The 18,888-nt window shown below is 65.0% G+C and carries 19 protein-coding genes and 1 pseudogene; 10 read left to right on the forward strand and 10 right to left on the reverse strand.

All coding sequences use genetic code 11. From position 1 onward, the window contains the following. Nucleotides 1-3 precede the first annotated feature (3 nt). The 8 genes from ACMGEZ_RS26545 to ACMGEZ_RS26580 all read left to right on the forward strand — a co-directional run bounded on the left by ACMGEZ_RS26545 (nucleotide 4) and on the right by ACMGEZ_RS26580 (nucleotide 8,499). Nucleotides 4-939 (forward strand): DUF2950 domain-containing protein, encoded by a 936-nt coding sequence (locus ACMGEZ_RS26545; RefSeq protein ID WP_436825271.1) that lies wholly within the window; start codon nucleotides 4-6, stop codon nucleotides 937-939. Nucleotides 940-1,001: 62 nt separating this feature from the next. Continuing rightward, nucleotides 1,002-1,604, forward strand: a complete 603-nt coding sequence (locus ACMGEZ_RS26550) for a hypothetical protein (RefSeq protein ID WP_436825272.1) — start codon at nucleotides 1,002-1,004, stop codon at nucleotides 1,602-1,604. A gap of 12 nt (nucleotides 1,605-1,616) precedes the next feature. Further along, nucleotides 1,617-2,120 (forward strand): YidH family protein, encoded by a 504-nt coding sequence (locus tag ACMGEZ_RS26555; RefSeq protein ID WP_436825273.1) that lies wholly within the window; start codon nucleotides 1,617-1,619, stop codon nucleotides 2,118-2,120. Nucleotides 2,121-2,127: 7 nt separating this feature from the next. Continuing rightward, nucleotides 2,128-2,865, forward strand: a complete 738-nt coding sequence (locus ACMGEZ_RS26560) for a hypothetical protein (protein ID WP_436825274.1) — start codon at nucleotides 2,128-2,130, stop codon at nucleotides 2,863-2,865. A 24-nt stretch (nucleotides 2,866-2,889) separates the two neighbouring features. Next, complete coding sequence (locus tag ACMGEZ_RS26565) at nucleotides 2,890-3,267, forward strand: hypothetical protein (protein ID WP_436825275.1); 378 nt, start codon at nucleotides 2,890-2,892, stop codon at nucleotides 3,265-3,267. A gap of 13 nt (nucleotides 3,268-3,280) precedes the next feature. After that, nucleotides 3,281-4,528 carry an anaerobic sulfatase maturase gene (locus tag ACMGEZ_RS26570; RefSeq protein ID WP_436825276.1) on the forward strand — a complete coding sequence of 416 codons (1,248 nt, stop codon included), beginning with the start codon at nucleotides 3,281-3,283 and terminating at the stop codon, nucleotides 4,526-4,528. Between the two features lie 106 nt (nucleotides 4,529-4,634). Beyond that, complete coding sequence (locus tag ACMGEZ_RS26575) at nucleotides 4,635-6,941, forward strand: sulfatase-like hydrolase/transferase (protein ID WP_436825277.1); 2,307 nt, start codon at nucleotides 4,635-4,637, stop codon at nucleotides 6,939-6,941. Between the two features lie 220 nt (nucleotides 6,942-7,161). Next, on the forward strand, nucleotides 7,162-8,499 hold the full coding sequence (locus ACMGEZ_RS26580) for a DUF1254 domain-containing protein (protein WP_436825278.1): 1,338 nt from the start codon (nucleotides 7,162-7,164) through the stop codon (nucleotides 8,497-8,499). Nucleotides 8,500-8,964: 465 nt separating this feature from the next. Here the strand turns inward: ACMGEZ_RS26580 and dmpG are convergent, their stop codons facing one another. The 7 genes from dmpG to ACMGEZ_RS26615 all read right to left on the reverse strand — a co-directional run bounded on the left by dmpG (nucleotide 8,965) and on the right by ACMGEZ_RS26615 (nucleotide 14,368). Continuing rightward, the gene (dmpG, locus tag ACMGEZ_RS26585) at nucleotides 8,965-10,017 is read right to left on the reverse strand and encodes a 4-hydroxy-2-oxovalerate aldolase (RefSeq protein WP_436825279.1); all 1,053 of its coding nucleotides are present in this window, start codon (nucleotides 10,015-10,017) and stop codon (nucleotides 8,965-8,967) included. Continuing rightward, nucleotides 10,014-10,973 carry an acetaldehyde dehydrogenase (acetylating) gene (locus tag ACMGEZ_RS26590; RefSeq protein ID WP_436825280.1) on the reverse strand — a complete coding sequence of 320 codons (960 nt, stop codon included), beginning with the start codon at nucleotides 10,971-10,973 and terminating at the stop codon, nucleotides 10,014-10,016. The genes dmpG and ACMGEZ_RS26590 overlap by 4 nt, the downstream gene beginning before the upstream one ends. Further along, the gene (locus ACMGEZ_RS26595; protein ID WP_436825281.1) at nucleotides 10,970-11,173 is read right to left on the reverse strand and encodes a tautomerase family protein; all 204 of its coding nucleotides are present in this window, start codon (nucleotides 11,171-11,173) and stop codon (nucleotides 10,970-10,972) included. Before ACMGEZ_RS26595 ends, ACMGEZ_RS26590 begins: the two co-directional genes overlap by 4 nt. Before the next feature lie 3 nt (nucleotides 11,174-11,176). Next, on the reverse strand, nucleotides 11,177-11,944 hold the full coding sequence (locus tag ACMGEZ_RS26600; protein WP_436825282.1) for a 2-keto-4-pentenoate hydratase: 768 nt from the start codon (nucleotides 11,942-11,944) through the stop codon (nucleotides 11,177-11,179). After that, nucleotides 11,941-12,756 (reverse strand): 2-keto-4-pentenoate hydratase, encoded by an 816-nt coding sequence (gene mhpD / locus ACMGEZ_RS26605; RefSeq protein ID WP_436825283.1) that lies wholly within the window; start codon nucleotides 12,754-12,756, stop codon nucleotides 11,941-11,943. Before mhpD ends, ACMGEZ_RS26600 begins: the two co-directional genes overlap by 4 nt. Nucleotides 12,757-12,838: 82 nt before the next feature. Beyond that, nucleotides 12,839-13,363 (reverse strand): GlcG/HbpS family heme-binding protein, encoded by a 525-nt coding sequence (locus ACMGEZ_RS26610; RefSeq protein ID WP_436825284.1) that lies wholly within the window; start codon nucleotides 13,361-13,363, stop codon nucleotides 12,839-12,841. A gap of 30 nt (nucleotides 13,364-13,393) precedes the next feature. Continuing rightward, complete coding sequence (locus tag ACMGEZ_RS26615) at nucleotides 13,394-14,368, reverse strand: tripartite tricarboxylate transporter substrate binding protein (protein ID WP_436825285.1); 975 nt, start codon at nucleotides 14,366-14,368, stop codon at nucleotides 13,394-13,396. Nucleotides 14,369-14,487: 119 nt separating this feature from the next. Between ACMGEZ_RS26615 and ACMGEZ_RS26620 the strand changes: the two genes are divergently transcribed. Next, nucleotides 14,488-15,420 (forward strand): LysR family transcriptional regulator, encoded by a 933-nt coding sequence (locus ACMGEZ_RS26620; RefSeq protein WP_436825286.1) that lies wholly within the window; start codon nucleotides 14,488-14,490, stop codon nucleotides 15,418-15,420. Between the two features lie 130 nt (nucleotides 15,421-15,550). Here the strand turns inward: ACMGEZ_RS26620 and ACMGEZ_RS26625 are convergent. Continuing rightward, a pseudogene (locus ACMGEZ_RS26625) lies at nucleotides 15,551-16,288 on the reverse strand (porin); the annotation flags it as partial. Between the two features lie 33 nt (nucleotides 16,289-16,321). Between ACMGEZ_RS26625 and ACMGEZ_RS26630 the strand changes: the two are divergent. Next, nucleotides 16,322-17,068 (forward strand): fumarylacetoacetate hydrolase family protein, encoded by a 747-nt coding sequence (locus ACMGEZ_RS26630; RefSeq protein ID WP_436825308.1) that lies wholly within the window; start codon nucleotides 16,322-16,324, stop codon nucleotides 17,066-17,068. A 78-nt stretch (nucleotides 17,069-17,146) separates the two neighbouring features. On the opposite strand, the gene ACMGEZ_RS26635 is transcribed toward ACMGEZ_RS26630, so the two are convergent. Both ACMGEZ_RS26635 and ACMGEZ_RS26640 read right to left on the reverse strand, forming a co-directional pair. Beyond that, the gene (locus ACMGEZ_RS26635) at nucleotides 17,147-18,202 is read right to left on the reverse strand and encodes an alpha/beta hydrolase family protein (protein ID WP_436825287.1); all 1,056 of its coding nucleotides are present in this window, start codon (nucleotides 18,200-18,202) and stop codon (nucleotides 17,147-17,149) included. Between the two features lie 130 nt (nucleotides 18,203-18,332). Beyond that, complete coding sequence (locus ACMGEZ_RS26640) at nucleotides 18,333-18,803, reverse strand: LysR substrate-binding domain-containing protein (RefSeq protein ID WP_436825288.1); 471 nt, start codon at nucleotides 18,801-18,803, stop codon at nucleotides 18,333-18,335. Nucleotides 18,804-18,888: the final 85 nt, after the last annotated feature.

Genomic DNA, 18,888 nt, shown 5'->3' on the forward strand with positions numbered 1-18,888 from the left:
CACATGAACTTCTTCTCCTCACTGGCGGCCAAGGCGCGCCGTCCCGCACTCCTGCTGGCCTTGCTGCTGGTCCTGCCGCTGGCCTCCGCCGCTGCGGAACAGCAGACCTTTGCCACACCCGAATCCGCTGTGGATGCGCTGGTCGCGGCGCTGAAGTCGAACAACGAACCGGCCCTGGTGGCCATCGTCGGCGAAAAACACAAGAGCCTGGTCAGCACTGGCGACCCTGCGAGCGACGCCGTCTGGCGTGCGCAAGCCGTCACGCAGCTGGAGACGTTTCGCGTTCTGGATGACAACGTTCCCGATCGCCGCGTGCTGCTGATGGGTACCCAGGCGTGGCCGTTGCCAATTCCGCTGCTGCGGCAAGGAAGCAACTGGCGTTTCGCCACCGAGCAGGGATTCGAGGAGATTCTTAACCGGCGCATCGGCGGCAACGAGCGCAGTGCCATCGCCGTGCTGCACGCATACCTCGACGCGCAAAGAGAGTACGCATCGCTCGACCGCGATGGCGACGGAGTGCTTCAGTATGCGCAGAAGATCCGCAGCACGCCGGGCAAGTACGACGGCTTGTACTGGCCTTCAGATGCAGCGAACGGGGCGGAAGACAGTCCCTTCGGCCCGCTCATCGCGGACAGCGCGGCATACCTTGCCGGCCACAAGAAGGGCGACCCTTTCCGCGGGTATCACTTCCGAATCCTCACCCGCCAAGGCAAGAGCGCGCCGGGCGGCGCATACAGCTATGTGATCAACGGACGCATGCTCGCGGGCTTTGCGATGGTCGCATACCCGAACGCCTACGGTGAGAGCGGCGTGATGACCTTCCTTGTCAACCACAACGGCAGGGTCTACGAGAAGAACCTCGGCAAGAACACAAGCCGCATTGCCCCAAGCCTGACCGCTTTCGATCCGGGCGCCGGATGGAAAGAAACGCCCCCGTGAGGGGTCGTCTGCCGAGCTTCGCAACCCCAACCACAAACCCCACTCTCATTGGAGAAACCAACATGAAGCACCAACCGCTCCTGATCGCTGCCGCGCTGCTTGCTGCGCTTTCAACTCCCGTCATCGCGCAGCCGAAAGACACCTCGGAAACGGTGACCCAAACGTCGCCCGGCAAGGGGACGATGACCCGCACACGAACTGTCGTCGCCACCGTGACCGAGGTTGACGCACCGAAGCGCCACGTGACGCTCAAAGGTCCTCAAGGCAACCTGTTCCCGCTGAGGGTCGGGCCGGACGTTCGCAACCTGGAGCAGGTCAAGGTCGGCGATCGGGTCGCCGTCCGCTACGAAGAAGCCTTGTCGCTCACGCTGAAGAAGGGCGGCAAGGAGCTGCGCAGTGCGCGTGAGACCACCGGCGGCGCGCGCGCAGCGGCAGGCGAACGCCCCGGGGGCGTGATCGCGGACCAGGTCGAGGTGACTGCCGATGTGGTCGCCGTCAATCCGAAGAGGCAGACCGTCACGTTGCGCGGGCCGGAACAAACGGTCGATCTGTGGGTGCAGGATCCCAAGCAGCTCAAGCTGGTCAAGGTCGGTGATCAGGTAGAGGCGGTGTACACGCAGGCGTTGGCACTCTCCGTCGAGGCCGCGCCTTCGGCCCAGAAGTAGCCTGAGCTTGCAGTGACGACCGAAAAGGCGACACCGGTCATCGCGCCCGCGGCGGGAGCCCGCGCCACGGTTCGCGATTGGTGGGAGGGTCTCCACCATCCCTCGAGCTCCGAGGTGAAGAGCATCGACGAGATGTCGTCGAACGAGTTGGCGGAGATGCGGACCGAGCTCGCAACGCAGCGGACCGTGATGGCGGCCGACCGCTCGCTGATGGCGTGGGTACGCACGGCGTTGTCCATGATCAGCTTCGGCTTCACGATCTACAAACTCCTTCAGGGCTTTGAGCAAAAAGGGGTAGACCTCGGCGATGCCAGCAGCCCGCGCGTCATGGGCCTTTTCCTGACCGGGCTGGGCACCGTGGCCATGGTGATGGGTTTGCTGGAGTACTGGCACAGGATCAAGAGCCTGCACGGAACTCGCCGGGTCCGCGTCCTGCAGCCCTCGTTCGTCATGGCATTGATCATGTCGGTGACGGGTCTGTTCCTGTTCATCGGCATCATCTCGAAGCTGCTCTGAGCACACCATGGAAGCCAGCCAAGCCGTCGAAACAGGAGCCGCGGCGTTCCTGTTCGCGGCCGTTTTCCTGGCGGGCGGACGTGTGCATCCGTTTCGCTCGATCGTGCGGGACCGTCGCAGCGTCATCTCGTTCAGCGCCGGCATGGCCATGGCGTACGTGTTCGTGCATGTCATGCCCGAGCTGGCAGCAGCGCGCCGCAGCTTCAAGGCGTCGGTGAACATGCATCTGCGATACGAAGGCATGGCGATCTACTTCTTCGCGCTGGTGGGTTTTCTGGTGTTCTACGGTCTGGACCACCTGCGAAAACGCCTGCCCGAGCCCGCCGAGGCGGCCAACGGGGCAAAGGGCTTCAGACTCCACCTGGCCGGTTTTGCGGCCTATGCCTGGCTGGTGGCGTATCTGCTGGTGCACAACCTCGAAGAGACCGCCGTTTCGACCGCGTTGTACGCGGTGGCCATCGCGTTTCATTTCCTCGCCGTCGACCATGCACTGCGCCACGAGCACGGTGCCGTCTACGAACGCGTGGGCCGCTTCGTGCTGGCCGGCATGTGCGTGCTCGGATGGGTCGCGGGCCAGCTCTTTGCGCTGCCGCACCACGTGGTGGCGCCATTGGTGGCTTTTCTTTCCGGGGCCATCATCATGAACAGCACCATCATGGAACTGCCTTCCGAATCGGACGGGCGATTCCTCCCGTTCGTAACCGGCGGACTCGTCTACGGATTGATCCTGTTGCCCTTGGGGTGACCCCACAAACGGAGGTAGCTCGAAATGGACGAAATCTGGATGCGTGTCATGGAGAACATGTCGGACCGCGTCTCCGGACCGATGAAGTTCAGGTTTGTTCTGCAGCCGGCGATGGCGGTGATCTTCGCCACCATCGCCGGCTTGAAGGACGCCAAGGCGGGCAATCCACCGTACTTCTGGGGCCTGCTAACCCATCCGGCAACCCGCGGCGACATGCTCAAGGACGGCTGGAAGAGCGTCGGCAAGGTGTTCATGCTCGCCATCGCGCTCGATGTGATCTACCAGATCATGGTGCTTCGCACTGTGTACCCAGGAGAAACGATCGTCGTCGCATTTCTTCTGGCGATCGTCCCCTACCTCATCTTGCGTGGGCTGGTCACTCGCCTCGCTTCCAGGCAGTGATCGGAGATCCAAAATGGAAACAACATCTGCGCTCAACTATCACCTGTTGGCCAAGCCCGCAGGCGCGGCCTGCAACCTTGGCTGCAAGTACTGCTTCTTCCTGTCCAAGGAAAACCTCTATCCGGCCCGCGAGAGCCCGCTGATGAACGAGGGCACGCTGGACGCCTACCTCCGGCAGCTGATGGAATCGTCCGCCGGCCCGCAGGTCGATGTTGCCTGGCAGGGCGGCGAGCCGATGCTGCGCGGGCTGGACTTCTACAAGCGCTCGGTGCAGTTGGCCGAGCGGTACCGAAAGCCGCACCAGCGCATCCTGCACACGATGCAAACCAATGGCACGCTGGTCGACGACGAGTGGGCCGCCTTCTTCAAGGCGAACAACTTTCTGGTGGGCTTGAGCGTGGACGGGCCGCGTGCGCTGCACGACGCCTACCGGATCAACAAGAAGGGTGAAGGCAGCTTCGATGATGTGATCCGCGGCTGGAACTGCCTGCGCAAGCACGAAGTCGACGTCAACATCCTGTGCACGATCCATGCGGCCAACGCCGATCACCCACTCGAGGTCTACCGGTTCTTTCGCGACGAATTGCAGGCGCAGTACATCCAGCTGATCCCAATCGTCGAGCGCGCGACTGCCCACACGATCGCGTTCGCGAACCGCGGCTGGGGTGGGCACAAAGGCACCGACCGGCCGCTGTACAAGCAGGAAGGTAACCTGGCAACCGACCGCACGGTCAAAGCCGAACAGTTCGGGAAGTTCCTCACCAGCATCTTCGACGAATGGGTGCAGCGCGACGTGGGCAAGGTGTATGTGACGACCTTCGACGTCGCCCTGGGCAGCTGGATGGGGCAGCACAATTCCTGCGTCGTCTCGCCGACCTGCGGCGGTTCGTTGACCATGGAGCACAACGGCGACGTCTACTCGTGCGACCACTACGTCGAGCCCGATCACCTGATCGGCAACATCAACACCGCGCCGCTCAAGACGCTCGTCTCTTCCGAGAAGCAGCGCCGCTTCGGCCAGAACAAGTACGACACGCTGCCGGCCTACTGCAAGGAATGTCCGGTGCTCTTCGCATGCTATGGCGAATGCCCGCGCAACCGCTTCATCAAGACGCCCGACGGCGAGGACGGGTTGAACTACCTGTGCGCCGGGTACAGGGCCTTCTTCATGCACATCGACAAGCCGATGAAGGCCATGGCGAACCTGATTCGACAGGGCCACTATGCCGACGAGATCATGACGCAGCAGAACGCTGCATGAGGCAACCAAATCACCGATCCCACATTCCACTGGAGAGAACATCATGGCTGAACAGGACACGATTCAACGCTCGATACTTCCTATCCCGGATCAACTTCGAGTGGGCTTGACTACCTACGACGCGAAGGATCCGGACACCAGGTTCCTTCCGATCCGGGATGTGCGGCCTCCGAAGGGCGCACCCAACGTGCTGGTCATCCTCATCGACGACGTGGGCTATGGCGCTGCCAGTGTCTTCGGTGGGCCGTGCCACACTCCCAATTTCGAGAAGCTCGCCGCAGGCGGGTTGAAGTACACGCGCTTCCATACCACCGCGCTGTGCTCGCCCACGCGGCAAGCGCTCCTGACCGGCCGAAACCATCACTCGGTCGGCATGGGCGGCATCACCGAGATCGCGACCGGCGCTCCCGGCTACAGCTCCGTACTCCCGAACAACAAGGCCCCGCTGGCGATGACGCTCAAGCTCAACGGCTATTCAACGGCGCAGTTCGGCAAATGCCACGAGGTGCCGGTCTGGCAGACCAGTCCGGCGGGACCATTCAATGCGTGGCCCACCGGCGGTGGTGGCTTCGAGTATTTCTATGGCTTCATCGGCGGCGAGAACAACCAATGGGATCCGGCCCTGTATGAAGGCACGACCGCGATCGAGCCCCCCAAGACACCGGCCGAGGGTTACCACCTCACTGAAGACCTGACCGACAAGGCGATCAACTGGGCGCGCCAGCAGAAGGCCCTGATGGCCGACAAGCCGTTCTTCATGTACTTCGCGCCCGGCGCCACGCACGCGCCCCACCACGTACCGAAGGAGTGGATCGACAAGTACAAGGGCAAGTTCGCCCACGGCTGGGACAAGCAGCGCGAGATCACGTTCAGGAAGCAGAAGGAACTGGGCGTCATTGCCGCCAATGCCGTGCTCACTCCGCGCCACAAGGAAATTCCCGCCTGGGAGGAGATGGATCCCAAGCTCAAGCCCGCGCTGGAGCGCGAGATGGAGGTGTACGCCGCCTTCATGGAGCACACCGACTATCACGTCGGACGGCTGATCGATGCGCTTGGCCCCGTCATCGACGACACGCTCATCTATCTCATCGTCGGCGACAACGGTGCTTCCGCAGAAGGCACGATCCAGGGCGCCTTCAACGAGATGGCCAACTTCAATGGCATGGCCGCGCTGGAGACGCCCGAGTTCATGATGTCCAAGCTGGACGAATTCGGCGGCGAACACTCCTACGGGCACTACGCCGTGGGCTGGGCGTGGGCGATGAATTCGCCTTACCAATGGACCAAGCAGGTGGCTTCCCACTGGGGCGGCACCCGCAATGGCATCGTCGTGCACTGGCCCAACGGGATCAAGGAAAAAGGTGGCACGCGCAACCAGTTCAGCCATGTCATCGACCTCGCGCCGACAGTGCTGGAGGCCGCAGGCATCCCCCAACCCACGGTGGTCAACGGCGTGATGCAAAGCCCGTACGAGGGCACCAGCATGCTCTACAGCTTCAACGACGCGCAGGCTGCCGAGCGCCACGAGACACAGTACTTCGAGATGTTCTGCAACAGGGGCATCTACCACAAGGGCTGGAGCGCGGTGACGAAGCACCGGACGCCGTGGGTCATGCTCGGTCAGAAGACGGCGGCCTTCGATGACGACGTCTGGGAGCTCTATGACGGCAGCAAGGACTGGACGCAGGCAAAGGATCTCTCGAAAGACAATGCGGACAAGCTGCACGAGTTGCAGCGCCTGTGGTTGATCGAAGCGGTGAAGTACAACGTGCTTCCGCTGGATGACCGAGGCGTCGAGCGCTTCGACGCAGCACTTTCCGGTCGGCCCACGTTGGTCAGGGGCAATTCGCAAATGCTGTTCTCCGGCATGGGACGTCTTTCGGAGAACAGCGTGGTCAACATCAAGAACAAGTCCTTCTCAGTCACCGCTGACCTGGAGGTGGCAGCCGGGGGCGCCGAGGGAGTGATCATCGCCCAGGGTGGCCGCTTCGGCGGCTGGAGCCTGTACGCCAGAGGCGGCAAGGCCAAGTTTGTCTACAACGTGCTGGGCATCAAGGCGTTCGACATCGAAGCCACCAAGCCCATTCCGGCTGGGAAGACGCAGGTGCGAATGGAGTTCGCTTATGACGGCGGCGGCATGGCCAAGGGCGGCACTGTCACGCTCTACTGCGACGGCAAGGAAGTCGGCAACGGCCGCGTCGAGCAGACGCAGCCGTTGATCTTCTCGGCGGACGAGACGACCGACATCGGCTACGAGTCGGGTACGTCCGTCAGCCCCGATTACACGGCCCACGGCAGCAGGTTCAACGGCAAGATCAACTGGGTGCAGATCGACCTGGGCAAGGATGCCGCGGACGCGGACCACTTCATCGACCATGAGGAGCGCGTGCGCGTGGTCATGGCGCGGCAATAGCAGCGTACTGTCGGCACCGGGTGCTGGCGGTCTACTGCCCTAAAGGGAAGGTGCGCAAGGTCCGCTTCGGCAGTAGCCTTCGCGATGCAGACAAACGCCTCGCATTCTGCTGGCGCGAGATGCCGCCTCCAAGCAACACCGAGTCGGAAGCGTCCATGAGTGCAACTCGGACGAGTTGCCTGTCCGCTGATCCGATTCATCACTGAGGAGTTACGCAACCATGAAGACCCCCACACTGACCGAGCAGGACGCCTACGAGATCGGGATCGAGGCGTACACCTACCTTTACCCACTGGTCCTGATGGACGCAACGCGGCGACAGGCCACAAACGTTGAAGCAGGCAAGGCGTTCGGGCGCGGACCGATGAACCTGTTCACGCACGTCCCCACATTTCCCCCCGCCGAGTTTCGCGATGTCGTGCGGCCGAACTTCGACACCTTGTACTCGGTCGCCTGGCTGGACCTCACCAAGGAACCGATGGTGGTCGCAACCCCGGACACGCAGGGGCGCTTCTACATGTTGCCGATGCTCGATATGTGGACGGACATATTTGCCTGTCCCGGCAAGCGCACGACCGGCACCAGCGAGGGTCGCTTCGCGCTCGTGCCGCCCGGCTGGCAGGGCAAGCTTCCCGAGGGGGTCCAGCGCATCGATGCACCGACGTCGTACGTCTGGATCATCGGGCGCACCCAGACCAACGGACCCAGGGACTACGACGCCGTTCATCAAGTGCAGCAAGGCTACACGATCACACCCCTTTCACAGCTGGGCAAGCCTGCGCAGCCGGTCGCGGCCAAGGTCGATTCGACGGTGGACATGAAGACACCCCCGATGACGCAGGTCGACACCATGCCCGTGGACAGATACTTCTCCTATGCAGCGGAACTGATGAAGGCGAACCCGCCGCACATCACAGACCAACCGATCGTCGCGCGGATGCGGCAGATCGGAATCGAGCCGGGAAAGTCGTTTGCCTTCTCGGAGGCCGATCCGGTTGTCCAGCAGGCCTTGAAGCGCGCAGCTCCAGATGCTTTGAAAGCCATGCGGGCGAAGCTCCCGACGCTTGCTCGCGTCGTGAACGGCTGGCAGATGAACACCGACACGGTGGGCGTGTATGGGAACTACTACCTCAAGCGAGCCGTTGTCGCGTTGGTCGGTCTCGGCGCCAATCTGCCGGAAGACGCCGTCTACCCGCTGAACATCAGCGATGCCGATGGCAAGCCGCTGACGGGTGCGAACAAGTACGTCCAGCACTTCACCAAGGACGAGATTCCCCCTGCGAAGGCATTCTGGTCGGTGACGCTGTATGACAAGGATGGGTTCCCATCGGCCAACGAGCTGAAGCGAAACGCCATCGGCGATCGCGATGCCCTCAAGTACAACGCGGATGGATCGCTGGATCTCTACATTCAGCACGCGTCGCCTGGGGCTGACAAGGAATCGAACTGGCTGCCGGCACCGGCAGGAGACTTCAACCTGACCATGCGCGTGTATTCACCCAAGAGCCAGGTTCTCGACGGACAGTGGGCGCCGCCGGCGGTGAATCGACTTGCGTAGCTCGGCGAGTGCGCCTCGGTCGGGCCACAAGGTCAGCCGGATGCTCGACAACGATTGACTTTCTCCCTCTTAGGGGCGCGCAATCCGAAGACGCCGGCGTGCATCCTTCGTGCCGCGCGCTTGGCGCTCAATGGAATCGGCGTGCCGCATCCGCGATCGGATCCCGAACACAACCTCAACGCCGGGGCACCGAGGACCGCACCAACCTACTGGTGACGCATCAGCGCGTCGACACCTGCTGCAGTAGCCAAGCCGCGGGTCGGCGGGTCGATCACGCCTGCTCGCTTACAAGCTCATCCACGACAACTGCGTGCTCGCCGACAGCATCTGGATCTCGGGACGGCCGCGCCGATCCAAAAGCGGTTCAACAAGAAGCTCAGCATCTACGAGGTGCGGAGCCTGCTTGCGAGCTACGTGCGCAAGTGAGCTGCGCCATGCAGGGCTGACGTGGCCCGGTCATGCTGCTTAGCTCCGCGCGAGTCCGGAATGCACGCGGTCCTGCTCGGACCGGCGAAGCAGATCGAGTGCCACGTCGACGATCATGTCCTCCTGGCCGCCCACCATCTTGCGTGCGCCCAGTTCAACAAGGATGTCCACGGTCTTGAGGCCGTACTTCTGCGCGGCCGCCTCGGCATGACGCAGGAAGCTCGAATAGACGCCTGCGTAGCCGAGCGCCAGCGTCTCGCGATCGACGCGCACCGGCCGGTCCTGCAGCGGGCGCACCAGGTCGTCGGCCGCATCCATCAGCTTGTAAAGATCGGTGCCGTGGCGCCAGCCTTGGCGCTCGGCCGCCGCGATGAACACCTCGAGCGGCGCATTGCCGGCCCCGGCGCCCATGCCGGCCAGGCTGGCATCGACGCGGTCGCAGCCCTCTTCCACGGCCACGATCGAGTTCGCCACGCCGAGGCTCAGGTTGTGGTGCGCGTGGATGCCGGTCTGCGTGTCGGCGCTCAGCACCTCCTTGAACGCGCGGAAACGGTGCCGCACGTCGTCCATGCCGAGCGCGCCGCCGGAGTCGACGACGTAGACGCAGCTCGCGCCGTAGCTTTCCATCAACAGCGCCTGCTCGGCCAGCTTTCTCGGCGTGGTCATGTGGCTCATCATCAGGAAGCCCACCGGCTCCATGCCGAGCTCGCGCGCGTATTCCAGGTGCTGGCGGGACACGTCGGCCTCGGTGCAGTGGGTGGCGACGCGCACAACGCGCGCGCCTGCGTCGTAGGCATTGCGCAGGTCATGCGTGGTGCCGATGCCGGGCAGCAGCAGGGTGGCGACCTTCGCGCTCCTGACCGTCTCGGCCACTGCGGCGATCCACTCGACATCGGTGTGCGCGCCGAAGCCGTAGTTGAAGCTGGAGCCTTCGAGCCCGTCGCCGTGCGCGACCTCGATGCTGTCGACACCTGCGGCATCGAGCGCCGCGGCGATCGCCTTGACCTGCGCGATGCCGTACTGGTGACGAACGGCATGGCTGCCGTCACGCAGGGTCACGTCGCTGATGTAGAGCTCTTGGGCCGGTTTCATGCAAGCTCCTTCAGCCCGCGGGCGATTCCGCCGGCGATGCGCCGTTGCGCCATCAGTTCCGCGCAGGCGAGCGCGGCCGAGGTCATGATGTCTAGGTTGCCGGCAAAAGCGGGCAGGTAGTGCGCGGCGCCTTCGACCTCGAGGTACACCGAGGTCTTGAGGCCGTGCCGCAAGCCGAGCCCGGGGATGTTGAGCGGCCGGTCGGCCGGAATCGGGTCGAACTGCACGCGCTGCTTCAGGCGATAGCCCGGTACATAAGCCTGCACGCTCGCGACCATGCGGGCGATGCTGGCTTCCACCGCCGCCTGCTCGGCCGCTTCGGACAGGACGAAAACCGTGTCGCGCATGATCAGCGGCGGCTCGGCCGGGTTCAGCACGATGATCGCCTTGCCCCGCTCTGCCCCGCCGAGCTTCTCGATCGCGGCCCGGGTCGTTTCGGTGAACTCGTCGATGTTGGCGCGCGTGCCGGGGCCGGCGCTTCGGCTGGAGATCGAGGCCACGATCTCGGCGTAGTGCACCTTGGCGACGCGCGACACGGCCGCCACCATCGGGATGGTCGCCTGCCCGCCGCAGGTCACCATGTTAATGTTGCCGGCGTCCTCCGCATCGAGGTTGATCGCCGGGATCACGTAGGGGCCGATCGCAGCAGGCGTCAGGTCGATGACCTGCACGCCATGGGCCTGCAGCACCTCGTCGTGATGCTTGTGGGCAGCCGCCGAGGTGGCATCGAACACGATGTCGATGTCGCGGAAAACGCCGAGCTTCACCAGCCCTTCGATGCCTTCCGACGTGGTGGCGATGCCGAAGCGCTCGGCGCGCGCCAGGCCGTCGGAGCTCGGGTCCACGCCCACCATCGCACCCATCTCCAGGTGCTTGCCGTTGCGCATGACCTTGATCATCAGGTCGGTGCCGATGTTGCCCGGGCCGATGATCGCGACCTTCAGTTTGTTCGTCACTTTGCTTCCTTCTCTCGAATGTCCGAGACGACCTGCCCTCCGCGTCCCCAATGGCCTGCGGGGTACTCGTGGAGCAGGACCCGCACTGCGTCGACCGGCAATTCGAGGCTGTCCGCCATGGCACGCGAAACACTCTCTATCAGCCGGCGCTTCTTGTCGGGGCTGCGCCCCTCGATGATCTTGATCAGGGCAATGGGCATGGGTCACTCCTCGACGTGGAAGGCTGCGGTTCCGAGGCGCTCCATCTCGATCGAGACGTACTGGCCCGGCCTGATCCATTCGGCCGGCGTGGCACCGCCGGCCATCACCACCCAGCCGGCCTGCAGCGGCTCCCCGGCCGCAGCCGACAAGCGCGCCGCGGCGACCAGCGAGCGCAGCGGATGGCCTAGGATGGCGGCGGTGGAGCCGACCTGCACCATGCGGCCGTCAATGCTCATCGCGAGGCCCAGGTTGCCGAAATCCTGCTGCGGGTCGCTCCATGCGCCGATCACGAAGCCGCTCGACGAGGCGTTGTCGGCGATCACGTCCGGCAGGCTGAACTTGAAGTCCTGGTAGCGCGAGTCGATGATCTCGAGCGCCGGTGCCACAGCCTCGACGGCGGCGAGCGCCTCGACCAGCGTGGCGTCGCCCACCAAAGGTTTCTTCAGCACGAAGGCCAGTTCCGGCTCGACGCGCGGATGCACGAAGCGCGCGAACTTCAAGGACGCGCCCTCCTCCACCTGCATGCCGCTCGACAGGCGTCCCCAGATGACGTCGTCGATGCCCATCTGGACCATCTTGGCGCGGCTGGTGAAGCCCATCTTCACGCCGACGCGGCGCTCGCCGCGCTCCAGGCGCCGCTGGATCGACGCCGACTGGATCGCGTAGGCATCGGCCAGCGAGAGCTCGCCATGGGGGTCGATCTGCGGCACTGCCTTGGCGTGGCGGGCCGCGTCGTCGAGCAGGTGTGCGAATTCGTGGGCCTGGCTCATTGCGATTCCTTTGCGGCCGCAGCGGCTTCGAACACGGCCTTGACGTTCCCGAGGCCGTTGATGCGGGTTTCGAACACGTCGCCGGGCGCGACGGGCACCATCGGGCCGAGTGCGCCGGACAGCACCAGGTCGCCCGCCCGCAGGGGCTGACCGAGCGCCGCCATGGTGCGGGCCAGCCACACCACCGCATTGACCGGGTGGCCCAGGCATGCCGCGCCCGCACCGACCGACACCGGCTCGCCGCGGCGGCCCATGACCATGCCGCACAGCCGAAGGTCCACGTCCCTGAGAAGCCGGGGGCTTCCACCCAGGACGAAGGCACCGGACGATGCGTTGTCCGCCACCGTGTCGACGAAGCGGATGTCCCAGCCCGCGATGCGGCTGCCCACGACCTCGATCGCGGGAAGGACGTGGTCCACGGCCTTGATCACGTCCGCGTGTCCGGGGTTGGCCATGTCGAGGTCACGGCCGAGAACGAACGCGATCTCCGCCTCGACCTTCGGCTGATCGAGTTGCTGCATGGGGATCGGCTCCGCGTCGCCGAAGCTCATGTCGTCGAAGAGGACGCCGAAATCCGGCTGATCGACGCCGAGCTGCGCCTGCACGGCGCGCGCCGTCAAGCCGATCTTGCGTCCGACCACGCGGCGGCCGCCGGCAAGCCTGCGTTCGGTGTTCATTCGTTGGATGGCGTAGGCATCCGCAGCATCCAGGCCGGGATAGCTCGCTCTCAAGGGCTGCATGTAGCGGCCGGTCCTGGCAGCGTCCCACAGGGCGGCGGCGGCTTCAGCCAGGATGGCTGTTTCGGAAGGCATGGGTTCTCCTTGCCCGCGCGCGGCGGGCAGATTGAAAAATTCGATGATGGGGTGCCGGCAGACGCGTCCGCCGGCAACGGTGCTAGAGGGCGCGGTCCTTCAGGCCGACCTTGCCGTAGATCTCGTTCACGTGCTTCTTCACGCTCTCGGGCGTCGTATCGTCGACCGGCATGTGCGCCCAGCCGACCTTCGCGCGCGCGTACTTGCCGATTTCTTCGTCCTGGTCGCCCGTCGCTCCGCTGATGCCGTAGGCGCCGACCATGTCGTTGCCCTTGAACACCGGCGCGCAGCCACCGGAGGCCACCACCTGGCCATTGGTGAAGACCGACGCGTTCGCGAGCATTTGCGGGTTGCGCTCCTTGAACCATTGCTGAATGACCAGGCCGTCGCTGAAACGCGGGCTCATCGAACGAAAGGCGGCGACGGTGAAGGCCTTTGCACGCGCCGTGTCCGGCGTGATGAAGCCCGCGTCATCCATGCGCTCGAGCGCGATCAGGTGGCCTTCGGGCCCGACGATCGCCACGGTGATCGGCACCCCCATCTCGGCAGCCTTCTCGGTCACGGCAGCAATGAACTCGCGGCACTCGGTAGCGCGCAGTTTGGACATTTCGGTATTCCTTTCTGAAAACTGTTTCACTCACTCGGGCTTGATGCCCGTGGTCTGAACGAACTTCGACCAGCGCGCCGTCTCGCTGCGCAGGAAGCGGGACATCTCCTCGTCGCTGGTCTTGAGAACGTCGATGGCCTGGGCCTTGTAGATCGCCTGGATCTCGGCCGAATCGAGCGCCGCGTGGGCGGCCGTGCGCAGCTTGGCCGCTACGCCAGGCGGCGTCTGGGCGGGAGCCACCAGGCCCATCCACACCGAGGTGTCGAAGCCCTTCAGCCCCAGCTCGTCGAGCGTGTGCAGGTCCGGCGCACTCGAGGTCCTGCGCGGGCTGGTAACGGCCAGCGCCACCAGCTTTTTCGCGCGCACGTGCGGCAGCACGGTCGAAGCCGGCGCGAACATGAGCTGCACCTGGCCGCCGAGCAGGTCCGTGACCGCGGGCGTGCTCCCCTTGTACGGGACGTGAACCATCTTGACATCGGCCATCTGCGCGAACCGCTCGCCCGAGAGGTGGGGCGAAGTCCCGATGCCGGACGACGCATAGGCCAGCGAGCCCGGCCTGGCCTTGGCGAGCTCGATGAGTTCGGCCACGGTCATGACCCTCAGCGAGGGATGAACCACCAGGACGTTGGGCACGTTGCCGATTAGCGTGATGGGCTTGAACTCCTTCAGCGGATCGACCGCATTGGCGCCCGGGAATGCAGCGTTGATGACGTTGGCGATCGTGATCGCGAAGACGGTGTAGCCATCGGGCTGCGCCGTGGCCACGGCCTTGGCGGCGATGTTGCTGCCGGCGCCGGGCTTGTTGTCCACGATGAAGGGCTGGCCCAGGCGCCTGGCCATCTGCTCCGAGACGGCGCGCACCGCCACGTCTGTCGCGGTGCCGGGCGGGAAGCCGACCAGCACCTTGACGGGCGAGGCCGGATAAGCAGGCTGCGCCGAGGTCCATGACGGCAAGGCGGCGGCAGCAAGTGCGGGCACGGCGGCGAGGAGTTCACGGCGTTTCATGTCTCGGGTCTTTCTGTGAAGGTGCAGGCTGGGTCTCCATCGGCCTGCATGCGGCAATTAGAAGATGCAAGAGGCTATGTTTCAATCGAGACTTTCCAATCGAATGAGTGGCTGCGCTCATGAATGTGACTCTCCGCCAGCTTCGGGCCTTCGTGCTGGTCGCACGGCTCGGCAACTTCACCCGTGCCGCACAGGCCATGCATGTCACGCAGTCGGCCCTCAGCCTGCTCGTGCGCGAACTCGAGGGTGCCATCGACAGCCGGCTGTTCGACCGCACCACGCGCGCCGTCGCCCTGACGGCTGCAGGCAGCGACTTCTTTCCGCGCGCGGAACGGGTGCTGGCCGAGCTCGAGTCCGCGCTCGCGGGCGTCGACAAGCTGGTGGCAAGGGAAGGCGGACGCGTGGTGGTGGCTGCGCCGCTGGTCCTGTCGAGCACCTACCTCCCGCCGATCCTGGCGGCCTTCGGCGCGAAGTACCCCGGCATCGAGGTCGTGCTGCAGGACACGCTGCCCAACCAGGTGTTGCCGCTGGTGCGCGGCGGGGCGGCCGACGTCGGTATCGGCACCTTCGCCTCGGACGAAGCCGACATCCAGCGCACGCTGCTGTTCTCGGAAGCGATGGCGGCCGCCTTTCCGGCCGGGCATGCGTTCGCGCGCCTGAAGCAGCTGACCTGGGCGGATGTCGCGCAGGAGCCGGTGCTTGCATTGAGCCGCGGGAGCGTGTTTCGCGACCTCACCGAAGCAGGCTTTGCGGCGGCCGGGCTGATGCTGAAGCCCGCGAGAGAGGCCAACTATGCGGGCTCGCTCATCGGGATGGTGGACGCCGGGCTTGGCGTCGCGATCCTTCCCGGCTATGCAGTGAAGCTGGCGGACCCGGCGCGGATCGCATGGCGCCGCGTGGAAAACCCGCTGATCGACCGCGAGGTCGCGCTGGTGCAGCGAGCAGGCGTTTCGCTCTCCCACGCTGCACAAGGCTTCGTCGACTTCATCATCGCGCCACGGGCAGCGCAGCAAGCAGCGCCGGCGAGGCGGGTACGAAGCAAGGTGCTTTAGGATGCGGAGCGTCGAGCCTTGATAGTGCGGGGTTCGCAGGCCCGGTGCCGTGGAAACGTCCGGTGCCCCAGCGCTGGGTTTCTCCCCATCGGCCTCTTCAAGCGCTGGCGCCAGCCACTAGGACTGCTACCTAAAACGCATGCCGGATGCCGAGGTCGTACCCACTCGAGGCTTTCGGCGTGAACACACTCGTGTTGATGAACGCCGGCCCGCCCACCGTCAGCGCCGCCCCATTCCTGTTGCTGACGCGAGCCACGGTTGCATAGAGTGCCGTGCGCTTGCTGAGGTTGTGCACGTAGCCGAGGCTCACCTTGCTGCCCTTCGGCTCGGGCACCTGGCCCAAGGCCGCCGCATCCATGTCGTACTTGACGCGCGAATAGGCGGCTCGAATAAGGCCCGCTCCCACCAGGACCGTCGCGCCGATCAAATAGCCTTTGAGATCGGTGTCGGGCAGTGCGATCAGCCGTGAGACCGTGTAGTCGCGCGTCCTGCTGACGCGGGACAGTTCACCGAAAAGCTTCATGAAGCCGAAGTCATACGATGCACCCAGATTGGCCGTCTTGACATCGTCGGTGGTGCCGGCGAAGTAGTCGTCAGCCGCCGTGCTGCTGCCGTAGGCGAGCGCAACGTCGAGGGGGCCGTTGGAATAGCCCAGCCGGCCGCCCACAAAGCGGCCAGCGCGCGTTCTTGCGACCGCACCGCTGTTGAGCTGCCCTGTGAGCGGGTTCACCCCCTGCGGCGTCGCGGTGCCCGGGTCGTAGCTGTCGTTCTCGTGCAGTGCATACATGAACTGGCCATAGAAGCCGCTCAGCCCGGCTGGCAGGAAGTAGCCGATCGAGTTGCTGACGCGCAGGTAGTTGGCGTTGCCAGGTACGCGTTCGACGACTGCATCCACTATGGAATCGTCGAGAACGAGACGTCGATCGCTCGACTGGAGGGCTCGCCGCTCGACGGCCTGAAGCGCAGCGGCGCCATCGACGCGCTGGCGGCCGTGCGCCTTCTCGCACCCATCGAGCTGCCCCGCGTGTTCGGACTCGGCTACAACTACGTCGCGCATTCCAAGGAGGTCGGGAAGGCGGTCCCGCAGTTGCCGGTGCTTTTCATGAAGCCGAGCACGACCGTCATCGGCCCGGACGAATCCATCGTCTACCCCGACGACGGACAGAACATCCATTTCGAGGGCGAGCTCACGGTCGTCATCGGCAAGCGGGCGCGCCACGTGTCCGAGGCGAACGCGCTGGACCATGTGTTCGGCTACACCTGCGGCAACGACGTGAGCGATCGGGTGCTGCAGCGCCGCGAAAGCGAGTTCGGCTGCCTGCTGGCGGGCAAGGGCTACGACACCTTCGCGCCGATGGGGCCGGTGATCGCCACCGGGCTGAACCCTTCCAGGCTCGGGATCGTCACGCGAGTCAACGGCGCCGTGCGCCAGAACGGCACGACCGCGGACCTTCTCTTCTCCGTGCCGGCCATCATTTCCTACCTCAGCCGGTACATGACCCTGCTGCCGGGCGACATGATCATGACCGGCACACCCGCGGGCGTCGGCCCGATCCAGGTGGGCCACACCATCGAAGTCGAGATCGAGGGCATCGGCATCCTGCGCAACGATGTCGTGGCGGAGGACCGCGGCAGCGCGCCGCGCTGATCGCGAGCGGCCGGTCCCGCGGCCGGCCGAAAAGCGCTTCGGCTCCGTCATCGCCATCACCCCGCGGCGGTGGATGACTCAGCGCACCTGGTCCGCGATCCAGCGCAGGATGAAGTCGGCCACTTCCAGGTTGTTCCTGTCCTGCATCATCATGTGAGAGTTGCCCTTGAGGCCGACATCGGGCAGCCGCACCAGGGTCGCGCTGCCCCCTTCGAGCCTGTTGATCCGCTGGACCACGGCCTTGCGCGCCTCGTAGCGGGGCTGGCCCGTGAACACGGGAGCGTCGAGATGGTCCCCGAACAGTTCCAGCACGGGGACACCTCGATAGGCCGCGATTTGCGCTTCCGTGGGCGAGACCGACTGCGCGCCCTCGATGTTGACGACGGCCTTTACCAGTGCCGGGCGCAAGCCGACCAGGGCATCGGCAAAAGGCCCCGCGAGCGAGTGCACGACCACGATCGCGGGCCCGATATCGTCCAGCAGCGCCGCGAGCGCCTGCGGGGCCGTGGCCATGCCGCCTCCCTCGAGCATGGCCTCGGCGAAGGGCACTCCCTGCGAAGCGAATCGCGGAAATGCTTCGACAGGAAACTGGGTATCGGGGTACGCGGTCCCGTGCGACGGCCCGAAGCGAAAGAGAGGCCAGGCAAGCTCGGCCGTCACCATCAACACGCTGGCGGGCAATCCGGCGACGCTCTCCCCGGCCTTGGCTGCGTTGATGCCTGTCGCGTCGAAGCCGGAGCGCCCGCGCCCCGGCGTGTCGACCACGTAGACGGCATGCCCCTTGCGCGCGAGGTAGGTGGCCCAGCCCTCTCGTCCATCGGGCGTGGTCTCGTAGCTCATGCCGGTCAACCCGCCGCCATGCACCAGCACGATGGGGAGGGCGCTCGTCCTGTTGGCGGGAATGCGGTAGTGCACGTACATCTGATTGACCGTCACCGTTCCCGGCTTGACCGGGCCTGCCGGCGACACGCCCGGATGCTTCGAAGTGGAAGGCTTCCCGCTGACGAAGAACATGCCCTCGTCTGTGAGGTTCAAGGGCCCGCCGATCGAGGCGGCAGCGGCGGCCCCGATGCACCCGCAACCGAGCACGATCGCGCAGGCCGCGGCGGCGATCTTTCCGTTCATGTGAAGCATGAAGCGTCTCCGTTGTGATCTGGTGATGCACGCATTAGAGGTCCTCGAGTGGGGGCGCGTCCAACGAGGAAAGCGAATGGACTCATTGGCTCCGCTCATTGACGAGCCGTGCACGCCGGGCGGGGTTTGGTCAACGATCGCCCTCGGCTGCGCCGCAGACCTCCGCGACGAGCGAGCGGAACCATTGATGCGCAGGGTGAGCATGCAGCCGCTCATGCCAGACCAACTTGTACAGGAGCTTTTCCACCTCGAACGACAGGTCGCGTGTCACAAGCTTGTTCTTGACAATGAGCTTGCGAGCGTGGCCGTGGAGAAGGTCGCTGGGAACACAGACCAGCAGGTCGCTGTCGGCCACGATCCGCAGTGCGTCGGCGAAGCGATTGACGACTGCAACCACGCTGCGGCTGCGGCCATGCAGGCTGAGCCAGCTGTCGACGATGCCCATGTCCTGACCCGACGGCGAGACTAGCACATGCCGCGCTTCGGCAAACGCATCCAGGGACATCGCGCGGCCGAGCTCGTGCCCTCGCCTCATGACGCAGACGTAGCGGTCCGCGCGAAGACTCTGCACCTGGACGCTGTGGGGCAGCGCCGGAAACATCCCGACCGCGCAGTCCAGCGTGCCGCGTTCGATCGCCTTGAGGGAGCTGGCATTCGTGTGGTGGGCGAACGCGACACGCCGAAAG

This window comes from Variovorax stachyos (assembly GCF_051400855.1).
Lineage (GTDB): Bacteria > Pseudomonadota > Gammaproteobacteria > Burkholderiales > Burkholderiaceae_C > Variovorax.